The sequence below is a fragment of the Nostoc sp. JL34 genome (assembly GCF_017114945.1).
Classification (GTDB): domain Bacteria; phylum Cyanobacteriota; class Cyanobacteriia; order Cyanobacteriales; family Nostocaceae; genus Nostoc.
The window spans coordinates 21,954-33,858 of the sequence record NZ_JABXKQ010000105.1; the positions used below are offsets into that span (position 1 = coordinate 21,954).

At 41.5% G+C, this 11,905-nt stretch carries 11 protein-coding genes; 7 read left to right on the forward strand and 4 right to left on the reverse strand.

Going from position 1 to position 11,905, the window contains the following annotated elements; translation table 11 throughout:
* Positions 1-49 precede the first annotated feature (49 nt).
* The 4 genes from HWQ44_RS18790 (at position 50) to HWQ44_RS18805 (ending at position 3,054) form a co-directional block, all read left to right on the forward strand.
* On the forward strand, positions 50-241 hold the full coding sequence (locus HWQ44_RS18790) for a DUF2862 domain-containing protein (RefSeq protein ID WP_292721530.1): 192 nt from the start codon (positions 50-52) through the stop codon (positions 239-241).
* Between the two features lie 121 nt (positions 242-362).
* Positions 363-1,463, forward strand: a complete 1,101-nt coding sequence (locus HWQ44_RS18795; protein WP_292721532.1) for an ArsA family ATPase — start codon at positions 363-365, stop codon at positions 1,461-1,463.
* A 147-nt stretch (positions 1,464-1,610) separates the two neighbouring features.
* Entirely contained in the window at positions 1,611-2,657 is a 1,047-nt protein-coding gene (chlG, locus tag HWQ44_RS18800) for a chlorophyll synthase ChlG (protein ID WP_292721535.1), read from the forward strand.
* A gap of 109 nt (positions 2,658-2,766) precedes the next feature.
* Positions 2,767-3,054, forward strand: a complete 288-nt coding sequence (locus HWQ44_RS18805; protein ID WP_292721537.1) for a hypothetical protein — start codon at positions 2,767-2,769, stop codon at positions 3,052-3,054.
* Between the two features lie 121 nt (positions 3,055-3,175).
* On the opposite strand, the gene HWQ44_RS18810 is transcribed toward HWQ44_RS18805, so the two are convergent.
* From HWQ44_RS18810 to HWQ44_RS18825, 4 genes are all read right to left on the reverse strand, one after another.
* Positions 3,176-4,129, reverse strand: a complete 954-nt coding sequence (locus tag HWQ44_RS18810) for an alcohol dehydrogenase catalytic domain-containing protein (RefSeq protein WP_292721540.1) — start codon at positions 4,127-4,129, stop codon at positions 3,176-3,178.
* 107 nt (positions 4,130-4,236) lie between these two features.
* Positions 4,237-4,809: a hypothetical protein gene (locus HWQ44_RS18815; RefSeq protein WP_292721543.1), complete on the reverse strand. Its 573-nt coding sequence runs from the start codon at positions 4,807-4,809 to the stop codon at positions 4,237-4,239.
* A gap of 215 nt (positions 4,810-5,024) precedes the next feature.
* A complete protein-coding gene (locus tag HWQ44_RS18820) occupies positions 5,025-5,831 on the reverse strand; it encodes an inositol monophosphatase family protein (protein WP_292721546.1) in 807 nt (268 codons plus the stop codon).
* A 92-nt stretch (positions 5,832-5,923) separates the two neighbouring features.
* Positions 5,924-7,357, reverse strand: coding sequence for a BCD family MFS transporter (locus tag HWQ44_RS18825; RefSeq protein ID WP_292721549.1), 1,434 nt, complete (start codon positions 7,355-7,357; stop codon positions 5,924-5,926).
* 214 nt (positions 7,358-7,571) lie between these two features.
* On the opposite strand from HWQ44_RS18825, the gene HWQ44_RS18830 reads away from it, so the two are divergent.
* From HWQ44_RS18830 to HWQ44_RS18840, 3 genes are all read left to right on the forward strand, one after another.
* A complete protein-coding gene (locus HWQ44_RS18830) occupies positions 7,572-8,405 on the forward strand; it encodes an Rpn family recombination-promoting nuclease/putative transposase (RefSeq protein ID WP_292721551.1) in 834 nt (277 codons plus the stop codon).
* A gap of 283 nt (positions 8,406-8,688) precedes the next feature.
* The gene (locus HWQ44_RS18835) at positions 8,689-11,544 is read left to right on the forward strand and encodes a hypothetical protein (protein WP_292721554.1); all 2,856 of its coding nucleotides are present in this window, start codon (positions 8,689-8,691) and stop codon (positions 11,542-11,544) included.
* A 26-nt stretch (positions 11,545-11,570) separates the two neighbouring features.
* Positions 11,571-11,780 carry a hypothetical protein gene (locus HWQ44_RS18840; RefSeq protein WP_292721557.1) on the forward strand — a complete coding sequence of 70 codons (210 nt, stop codon included), beginning with the start codon at positions 11,571-11,573 and terminating at the stop codon, positions 11,778-11,780.
* Positions 11,781-11,905: the final 125 nt, after the last annotated feature.

The window sequence follows — 11,905 nt, forward strand, 5'->3', positions numbered from 1 at the left end:
CACGGATTCCGCTACACTGAGACTTGGTTTATCTGAATTGTAATCAGGCATGGAAATCGGACAAAAGGTTAAAGTCTTTCGTTTGCGCGATCGCGTTTCTCCCCCAGTTGTGAAAAAACTCGGACAAGTGGGTATCATCCAAGGCTACAAAGTCACCGATGGTCGTGGAATCGGTGTAGTGGTGCTGTTTGACGATAATTATTCCACTTGGTTTTTTGAAGATGAAATCAAACCTGTGTAGTAGTTAAAGAACTTAGAACCAGGTTTTTCTTGGCATCTGAAATTTCAAGCACAGGTTGAGAGTCTTTTTTGAGTGCTAAGTTGGAGTTGAAAAGCTCGGCGGTGAAAATAGGAATCAAGTAATGGCTCTAATATTGACATTTTTGGGCAAAGGCGGCACCGCTCGTACCAAAATTGCGATCGCCGCCGCCAAATTATTGGCAAGTCAAGGCAAGCGCGTACTCCTAGCAGGACAAGCAGAACCAACGTTGCAAATCCTGCTGGGTACTCCCATTGCTGCCGATCCTCAGGAAATCGCCCCTAATTTGCAGGCAGTGCAGTTTCAAGCATCTGTACTCTTAGAGCGCAACTGGGATGAAGTGAAGAAACTTGAGGCGCAATATCTCCGCACGCCCATCTTCAAAGACGTTTTTGGTCAAGAACTGGTAGTGTTACCAGGTATGGACAACGCCCTGGCCCTGAATGCTATCCGCGAATATGATGTCAGTGGCAAATATGATGCGATTGTGTACGATGGCACGGGCGATTCTTTAACGTTGCGAATGTTGGGTTTGCCAGAATCTCTGAGTTGGTATGTCAGGCGATTTCGGCAATTGTTTGTCAACTCCGATTTGGGGAAGACAATTACTGAATCACCCTTGATTCAACCGCTGATTAGCAGTTTTTTCAATATCAACTGGACAGCAGATAATTTTGCAGGCCCCACTAACCAAGTCAATAATTTCTTAGAAAAAGGGAGAGCCGCTCTTGCTGATCCCAAGCGTCTCGCTGCTTTCTTAGTTACCACAGGAGATCCGATTGAGGTAGCAAGTGCCCGTTATTTGTGGGGTAGTGCTCAACAAATCGGTCTAACTGTTGGTGGTGTTCTGCTTGTGTCTACTGAGATCAGTGTCAACCTGTCAGAGGAATTTAAACCCCTACCTGTGAGCGTCGTTCCCGACTCGCCAACAGGTGACTGGCAACCACTCATAGACGCCCTACCGAACTTTGAAGCACAAGCTTTACAGGCTCCCAAACCAATTGAAATAGACAGCAAGAATCGTCAAGTCCGCTTATTCTTACCAGGATTTGACAAAAAGCAGGTCAAACTGACCCAATATGGGCCAGAAGTCACTGTAGAAGCAGGAGATCAGCGACGGAATATTCCCTTACCCCCGGCTTTGAGTGGCAGACCCGTTGCTGGAGCAAAGTTTCAAAATAATTATTTGATAATTTCGTTTTAAGTTATGGGACTGGGGACTGGGAAATAGGGACTGGGAAATAGGGACTGGGAAATAGGGAAGAAACTTCATCACTAATGCCCAATGCCTAATGCCCAATGCCCAATTCCCAATGCCCAATTCCCAATGCCCTATTAATTAGTAAATTTTATGTCAGAATCAACTCCCATTACCCCAGACCCTAACCCGTCTGAAGCACTAGACTCAGTGGCAATTAATCCCAGTGAGCAAGCAACAGCAATGAGCGATCGCAGTGCGAAAACTAGGCAGATGTTGGGGATGAAAGGTGCAGCGTCTGGGGAAACTTCAATCTGGAAAATTCGTTTACAGCTAATGAAGCCGATTACCTGGATTCCTCTAATTTGGGGCGTAGTCTGTGGTGCGGCTTCTTCTGGTAACTATACTTGGACACTGGAAAATGTCTTGAAGGTAGCAACCTGTATGTTACTGGCTGGGCCATTGATGACAGGTTACACCCAAATCCTCAATGATTACTACGATCGCGAAATCGATGCCATTAATGAACCTTATCGCCCTATTCCCTCTGGGGCAATTCCCCTACCCCAGGTAATTATTCAGATTTGGATATTACTGATTGCTGGCATTAGTTTGGCATTTATGCTGGATGTGTGGTCTGGTCATGAATTCCCGACAATTACAGCGATCGCGATTATCGGTTCTTTTATCGCCTACATTTATTCTGCACCTCCCCTGAAACTCAAACAAAACGGCTGGCTAGGTAGCTACGCCTTGGGTGCAAGCTATATCACCCTACCTTGGTCTACAGGACACGCTTTGTTTGGTGAACTAAATTCCACAATCGTGATTTTGACAATGTTCTACAGCTTGGCTGGATTGGGTATTGCCATTGTCAATGACTTCAAGAGTGTAGAAGGCGATCGCCAGCTAGGATTAAATTCACTACCTGTAATGTTTGGCATCACCACTGCGGCTTGGATTTGTGTAGTAACGATTGATGTCTTTCAAGGATTTATTGCAGCTTATCTCGTCAGCATCCATGAGAATTTGTATGCCGCAATACTAGTATTGTTAATCATCCCGCAAATCACCTTGCAGGATATGTATTTCTTGCGCGACCCTGTGAAGAATGATGTTAAGTACCAAGCCAGCGCCCAACCGTTCCTTGTTTTAGGAATGCTCGTAACTGGTTTAGCGTTGGGTCATGCTGGCGTTTAACTTATACTTCTATAGTCAGAAGTTAGGAATTAGGAGTGGAGCCGGAGACGCTCCGCCTCCGGTTAGGAGGTAATATACTTCTAACTCCTAATTTGTATCAGAACATATCGTGTTGAAACTGATATCTTTCCTCATTCATGGGATTCAACCTTTTTTAGTCCCGATTTGCTTTGTCGTTGCTTGGACTGTAATTATTCTCATTGTTTTGAGCCTCTGTGCGGCAGCGCAAGATAGTCTGACTACAGCCAAGCAAATGCATCAAATCCCCTGTACTGGTTGCCAATTTTTTACCGACAATTACCGTCTTAAATGTACTGTACGCCCATCTATTGCCAACACAGAAGAAGCAATCGATTGTTCTGACTATCAACCGAAGACGAATCCTTATTTGTATTAGTTAGGGGGTAGGTATTAGGAACTGGAGAGTGGCGAGAGACTGGTTAGAAAATAAGGCAGATGAGAGAGCAGGTGACACAGAGGCAGAGGGAAAATAACAAATGACAAATGACAAATGACTATTAACTAATCTCTAACAATATCTTTAAAACACCCCGACTCTGAGCATGTTCAAAAGCCGCAAGCCCTTCAATAAGGGGATAAGTGGCATGAATCAGGGGTTGCACGTCAACTTGTCCTGTAGCTAATAGTTGCAGGGCTGGAGCAAAGGGGCCACAACGGGAGCCGATGAGGGTGATTTCATCCACGACTAAAGAAGAAGCATCTAGGCTGAGGTTGCCAGCATAAGTACTTTTCAGTACAAGCGTACCACGCGGACGGAGGGCGCGACGGGCGATCGCAAATCCTTCTGGGTTGCCAGTACATTCTACTGAGATATCGAAATATCCATCTGTAACAGCGGCGGCTAGACTCGTTTTTATCCCCCGTGCCTCTAAGTTAGCCAGTTTGTCTCGATGACGGCCTACAGCTAAGAGTTCACAGCCAGTTAAAGCTAGTGTCTGGGCTACTAACTGCCCTAGTTTGCCATCTCCTACCACTAGCACCCGGTCATTTGGACGTAATGGCACTTGCTGCTGAATTTCTAAAGCTGCTGCTATAGGTTCGGTAAATGTTGCTACTTCTGTCGCCACATTATCAGGTACGGGATGTAGGTTCTCCACCGGCAAACAGAGATATTCACCAAAGGCTCCATTTCGGTTGACAATACCTAGAACTGTGCGATTTTCGCAGTGAGTTGGTTGTCCACTGCGACAAAACCGACAATGCCCACACACAGCATTGATTTCCCCAACTACGCGTTGGTTAACTAAGTGTTCTGGCCCTTTTTGAACCACGCCGACAAATTCATGCCCCAAAATACCAGTGTAGGGATAGTAACCTCTGAGTAGTTCCAGGTCAGTATTACATATCCCTGCACGCAAGACGCGCACCAAGGCTTCTCCCGGTGGCGCTTCAGGAATGGGAATATCTGTGCGTAGTTGCAATTGGTTATTTTCGAGCCAGAGTCCTTTCATTTTTCTTCACATCCTTTGCTTTATATTTCGTCAGACCATTTTCAAAAATCTTTTCAACATAATAGAATCAGCGACAAATAAGTACATCTGTACTGTATTTTCCACATCTATGTTTCTGTAGTAGGTATTTCTTTAATTTTGGTGACATCAATTTTGCTTAACCAAGTAACCAAATCTTCTGAGTCAAGTGCTATCTCGCTTCCTAAAGTTTTGATATAAAGAAGTCCGTCGCTAATAATTAAATCTCGGATTGGATACCATGAATCTCGTGTTCTAATCAGAAGTTCCAACGGAATCCCTGGTCTTGAAGTATACTTGCGGTATTTCCACCAGGCTCGCCATAGAAGGACACATTTAGTACAGTGCATCTCATAGCCTTTGGGAACTTCGCAGTATTGATACTGATAGAAACCCCGATTATCTACTTCTCCTTTGAGGAGATAACCATATTCTGCTAATGCCTGATTTATCAATTCCCACTGGGTTGATTTTGAAGAAATCAAGAATTCAGATAGAGTATTAGATAGTTGGGCGGTAGCAATCACACCTTCAGATTTTGCTGTCAGCTGGTTCGTTTTATAAACTGTTTGCGCTGTCAAAGCAGGATTTGACAACAAAACTTCTTTTTTCTGGATAGAGTTTTGCACAAACTCTCGAATTAAATCTAAATCAGACAACATAAAATTATTTATACTAAATTAACCAGTGTAATGTAAGCTACAACACTACTTAAATTAATAACTACACTGGTTTTGCACTTAAATCAGGATTATTACCAGCTTTATTTATACTCAATTCTTTGTTTGACTAGGGTTTTGTTAAGTTTAATATCACTATGCCGCCATCCACTAGGCTGGTTGACAAAATTACTGTTTTCAGATACATAAACGGCAAATTAAATTTTTACGCCTTCGAGAAAAGGTTGAAAGACTGAAACTAATTCTGGACGACTGACAACAAGGGTGGGAAAAGAGCGATCGCTATAATCTTCTCCGGGTGACAACGGAAACGGTTCTGACTTCAGCGATGTCCAGACCCCACCAGCAGCCTGGACAATTACCCAAGCCCCCGCTAAGTCCCAAACTTTTGGCGTCGCCTCAATACCACCGAGAGTAGCCCCAGTGGCAACTGTCAAAAAGTTATAGCTAGCTACACCCAACATCCGAATTTTGCAGGGAAAGCCGTTTTGGATAACTGCGGTGCTACGAGAACAGAGGTTAAAAAAGTGATTGTTGCTGGGACTATCACCACTAGTGTGGATGGGGTGGTGATTGAGAAATGCTCCAGATGGTGTTACTAAACCAGATGAACCCGCCCAGTAACCATGAAAAGCTTGATTCAAGGTTGGTGCGTAAACATAACCAAAAATGGGCGTGCCTCGATATAGCAAACCCAGAGATATTGTCCAGATGGGAATGCCACGTGTGAAGTTGGTCGTACCGTCTAGAGGGTCAATTACCCAGCACCACTCCGTACCGGGAAATGACTGATCGCTCTCTTCGCTCAAAATGCCGTAACCAGAGAAATTAGAAGCGATCGCATCCCGAATTTCCTGATCTGCCCATTTATCTGCTTGCGTCACCAAACTACCATCAGCTTTTTGGTCAGCCTGTACTTGCCCAAAATCTTGCATTAGCTGCTTGCCCACTCTGGTAGTGGTAGTTTGGGCAAAATCAAGAATTGTTGTCCAAAAATCATTCATTGGTTATTAGTCATTTGTCATTGGTCATTTGTCATTGGTCATTAGGTCATTTGTCCCATACCCAATGCCCTATGCCCCATGCCCTATACAGTTTAATCTAAATCGCTTTCTAAAACTGAAGCGATCGCTTGCTTTGTACTTGTTTGAAATTCTGTGACATTCACCCGATTCAGAAACCAAATCGATACCACCATTCCCACGGCTTCTAGGGCAAATACCAGTCCATAAGCTAACTCTAAGTTAGGTAGTAGTTTGCGTCCAATATCTAAGATGCCACCGCCTAAAACTACCGCTAGTCCCCTAGCCATAGCTTGCGCTAATCCCCAGGCCCCAATAAACGTACCTGCGCTTTCGGCAACTGTCAGGTCTAACATCAAACTAATTGCTGCTGTAGTTAAGAAACCTGTAGCTAAACCGAACAACACCAAACCTAGCTTTAGAAAAGCTGGATTAGCAGTAAATCCTGATATTCCTAGCAATACCGAACAGAATGCTACCAATATACAGCCCAAGCGGGCAGTTTTGCGTTTACCCAAACGCGGCACAATATAAAAGCCAGTAACGCCGTAAGCAATCAGTATACCAATTCCGTAAAAAACATTCAGTTTGGTACTTTCTGCTAAAGGCATTTTAAACACTTGACCAGCATAGGGTTCCAAAATCGGGTCTTGCATAAACAAGCTGATGGTCATCACCACTAAAAAGGTGAAAAACAAACCTGTTTGTGGACTAGCTGTCAAGATTTTCCAAGCATTGCCCAGAGTGATGCTATCTTCCCGGTTTAGGACTGTGGAACGGCTTAAGTATTGGGAGTACTTTTTTTCTACGCCGAATGTCGCTGCGATCGCTAAACCAAATACAATTGCTGGGACGACGAGAAATAGCCTATTTACGGCCGCCTGCAAGGTTGCTGTTGTTGCTTCTGGCGTTAATTGCTTCAGCAAACTGGCACTGATAATTGCCCCGACAATAATCCCCACCATCAGCATTGACCAAACCACACCAACCACTTTAGAACGGTTATCTTCTTCAGATATATCCACCAACAAAGCAGCAAAGGCAGTGCCGCTAGCACAAATTCCTAGACCGTATATAGCAAAGATCAGGGATAAAAGGGCTGTCCAGCCGATTGTTTGGGTTGTCCATGCCCAACCACCTGCACTATTTGCGGCAATATTGAGTTGCCACATTACTTGTACAGCTAAAAATGCTGCGATCGCAAATATTGCCGCGCCCACCCAAACATAAGCTGTGCGGTGGTATCCCCATAACGGCTTGGCATCAGAAATCTGGCCGAACCAGACACGGGAAGGAGCAACAAATAAGGGTAGTGCTAGAACGACTGATACCAGCGTCGCCGGAATTGCTATTTCTTGAATCATGACTCTGTTGAGTACGCCTAGAGTCAAAATAGACATCATGCTCAACCCCATCTGAAATAAACCCAGCCGGAACATGGTCAGCAGGTTTACCTTTGGCAGAGATAGGGATTTTGTTTTGGTATCAAATACTTCACCGCTTGCCATAGCTACTTTTTCGTATAGTTTATAGGATTTAATCTCTCTCTCTTTAAATAAAGATAAACCCTACCCGCTCCAAATCAGCGAACGAAAAGTTGAAGTTGCGATGGCTTTGCAGTTATACACCTCAATTAGGGTATGCTTCAGCCAAGTTAGGATTTATTTTTAGGGCTTGGTTGTAATCTGCAATCGTATAACAAGAGAATTTTAGGATGAAGTAGTGAAACGAGACTCAATTTACTATCAAATTTTTAAGCGCTTTCCTGGGTTACTCTTTGAACTGATTGATAATCCTCCTCTGCAAGGGCAAAACTATCGATTTGAATCACCTGAAGTCAAAGAAACGGCTTTCCGCATCGATGGTGTGTTTTTACCTCCAGAGGGTGCAACATCCAGAGTGATCTTTTTTGCTGAAGTTCAATTCCAAAGAGATGAAGCCCTCTACCATAGGTTCTTTACCGAGTCGCTGATGTACTTGAACCGGAATCGTTCTCAGTATGATGACTGGTTCTGTGTAGTAATTTTTTCATCACGCTCTCTTGAACCAAGGGATCAAAAAACTCATCGAATATTTCTCAACAGCGACCAAGTGCAGCGAATCTATTTAGATGAGTTAGGCGCGACTAATCAGCAGCCAATAGGCATCAACTTAATGCAGTTGACTCTAGCATCGGATGAAGTGATGGCAGAGCAAGCAAAGCAATTGATTGAGCGGGTAAAATTAGAGGAAACGGACACACTGCCGCAAAACGAAATACTAGACATCATCACCACAATCGCCGTTTATAAGTTTTCCACCTTGAGTAGAGAGGAAGTTGAAGCTATGCTAGGACTCACTTTGGAGCAAACAAGAGTTTATCAGGAAGCGAAAGCCGAGGGTCGGGAAGAGGGTCGAGAAGAAGGTCGAGAAGAAGGTCGAGAAGAACAGAAAGCTGAAATGTTGAAACTTACCGTCCCTCTGTTGCTAAAAACAGGGATGAGTGTGGAACAGATTGCTCAACATCTTAATGTTGATATAGAAGCTGTCCATCTTGCCGCACAATCAAGCACATAGAATGGACATTTAATTAATTACTAATTCGTAATTCGTAATTCGTAATTTTTGGGTTTCATTCCGCAACTCTACCAGATGCAATCGCGTTTGTGTATACGTGGCTTTGTTTCAGTCGTGTTCTGTAAGCATAACTGGATCAAACGCTGCTGGGTATTAATAGGATGGATGTAAGTGAGATAGTTGCCTACTTCTACTGCTAATACTGGTGTCATAGTTGGCGATCGCCATATAGATGTATCATTGACATCCAAGCATCTCAAACTTTACTAAGGTTATCAGGGATATGGAACAAATATTAAACGAATACTGTAAACAATTTAATCCTGGGCTGCTTCTCCTGAGTAGGCCGACTGGTTCTGGTAAAACATACACTGTCCTCGATTTTATCTATTCTAACTTCGAGGAATTTGCCGCTCAAAATAGAAAAATACTATTTATTACCAACCTCAAGAAAAACTTGCCAATAGACGAACTCAAAAAGCGTTTTGTTGCTGACGGAAAGGAAGATGAATTTGACAAATATGTTCTTTTTATTGATTCTAATATAGATACTGTTCTTAAAAATCTACTCGCTATTGATGATGAGATTCCTGATCAATTCAAGACAGAAATTTATAAAAAATTAAAGTCTCACATAGAAATACTCCAAAATCGTCAACTTCCCAAAGAAGTTAAAGATAGCTGGGAAACAGAAATTCGCAAAATTATTGAGCCTAAATTCCGAAAAACTATTATAGAAGCATTGAAAAATAATTTCAAAGCAAAAAAAGACCGCATTTCAGCTATAAAAAATGATCGAGAATATCAATGGATTGGAAAATTATATCCCGCAGTATTTACAGATGAAAAAACTGTTTTTTTCCTTAGTATAGATAAGTTCGTCGCTAAAAATACGACACTTATTGAGAATTCATATTATTTTAATGAACGGTTTATTGAGAAAGCACTTATTTTTATTGATGAGTTTGATACTACCAAAGAAGCTGTACTCAACAATATCATTAAATCAGGCTTGCAGCATCGAGTGGATCTTCTTGATTTATTCTTGAATATTCATAACCATCTTATGCCAAACGAATGTCCTGAACTGCTTATTAAAGAATCTGAATGGTTCCAGAAAAAATCGAGCGGTAAAAATTGGTTATCCCCACGACAACAGATTGAAACCTTTCGAGAGAAAGCTAATAGCATATTTACCACATATAAATTACAACATACCTGTAAATCTCACAAAGACTTTTCTACAAATAAAAGGAACTTTCTCTTTTATGATTACCAATTCCATAATGTGCTAGATCGTCATCAGCGTATCGAGATTATTGAAGATTCACAAACCCTTACAAATTGGATTAAGGCTTTTGATACTAAAACAAAAAAAACTGGTGTCGATATTCACGAACTGCTGAGTAATATTACCGGATTTTTAACCTACTTTCAGACAGAAATTAAGTATTTAGCCGATAACTATCGTCATTTGAAAGACGAAAATAAGAGCATTAACGAAGCTTTTTCCCTTGAATTTGCTGTTAAGAGCGTTCTTAATCATTTTCGCCTTGATGATAGAGATGTAGAATTTTTAACTAGTAAAATTCTGGAAGATGACTTTTCTTATGGCTTGCAAACTGACAAAGGAACAATCCAGCGTCAAGGGTTCTATGATACAGGCTTTCGTTATCATGATATCGTCGATAGTGATGAGCATGATACCTTATCGAAAATATATATGTTTAACTTCAGCCGTACACCCGAATCCTTTTTGGCTGGAGTTTGCTCAAAGGCTATGGTAGTCGGCATTTCTGCGACTGCTGGACTTTATACCAACATTGGAAACTACGATCTTGAATATCTGAAATCTCGTTTGGGAAATTCATTTATACGTCTTAAAGAAGATGCTATTATCAGGCTCAAAAACGCATATTCTGAAGCAACTAAAGGATACGATCAAGTTGTCATAAAAACTGAATTTATTGGAACAGATTCGCAGAAGGAAGCAATCAAACAGCTTGAAGAGCTTTTGCGTGACCGAGAATCAGCACAGGCTTTATGGAACGATCTTCGTCATAAAAATACTGATGATGATGAGAAGAGTCTTGAATTCTCATTTGGCCGTTATGTGAGAGCGTTGACTGCATGGAAATATTTTCTGGATCACCCTGATTGTCATGCGTTTCTGTGTCTGTTCACTAAATTCCCACAGCCTTCTGATCCAAAGTTCGACCTAAATATATTGTATGAGTACGCGAAATTACTATTGGATGACAAGAAAGATGTCATAGATGGTAGTGTAGATGATACGATTTTCCTGCTTAGGGGAGAAAACTTTGACGAAAATAAAAAGAAACTGCTAAATGAACTGAAAGATAACAAACGTCGATTCATTATTTCTACTTACCAAACAACTGGAGTTGGACAAAATCTACAATTTCCTATTCCTTCTAACCTAGAGCCAATACATATTAACAGCTTTCCCAAGCATTCAGATATGGATATTAATGGTATTTATCTAGATAGCCCAACAAATCTGCTTGTAAGTATTTTTGAGAGTAATCTCAAAGATGATGATTTTATCAAATACATTTTTCAATTGGAATTTCTTCGTGAAAATGGGGCTTTTTCCCTAAACACATTTAAGAGCAAGTTGGATGAAGCCTTTCATAGATATATAGGAAGATATAAGCCTAAGCGAAAGGCTGAGGACTTCATCAGCTTATACAATACAGGTGCTTATTCACTCTTCTTGAATAAAATAATTATTCAAGCCATAGGTCGGATATGTCGAACCAATATGAAGGCTCCAACAATCCATATTCTTGCTGATGCTTCCATACGAAAACATCTAACCAGATTTTCTATCCCAGAGGATGTAATTCCTGTTCGTGAATATACTGCTCTCCTGGAATTAGCTGGTGAATCGACTAAACAATCTGAAGATTTAATCGAAGCGCAAAACCGTGCATCCAACAACAGCAATCAGAGTTCTGCTCACATACGCCGCCAACTGAAAACGCCGTGGACACCTAAAACTATTAAAGAATGGCAGAATCTTAAGGTAAAAAAGCATCTACTCCATTTCTGGACTTTGGGAGTATTGATAATTTTTACAAAAGTAGCGCTGGTGTTTCTCACCATATCATGGTAAGCATTCACGAACATCTATCGAAATACATGGATGTTAATTTTTGTTGCCGTGAAATTGACGACAACTTACCACTTACAAGCACCTTGCTTAAAAGTCCAAAACAACTTCACTCAAAACTTGATGGTCAGGCAATACATATAGTTGATAGAGTCAACGATGAAGAGTCTGCTTATTTAGTAATGACACTGAAACAATTGCTTCTTCCTTATATCACTGATGAAAACTTAATTAAGTAGGTGGGCATAAAAAAACCAGACTATGTAAAGATAAGTAAATACAGAGAATGCATCGACATGAGGTGACTTATATATGGGCGCTCGTTTAAGAGTATTTCTAACTCGTGAGCAAGATCAAACTCTGT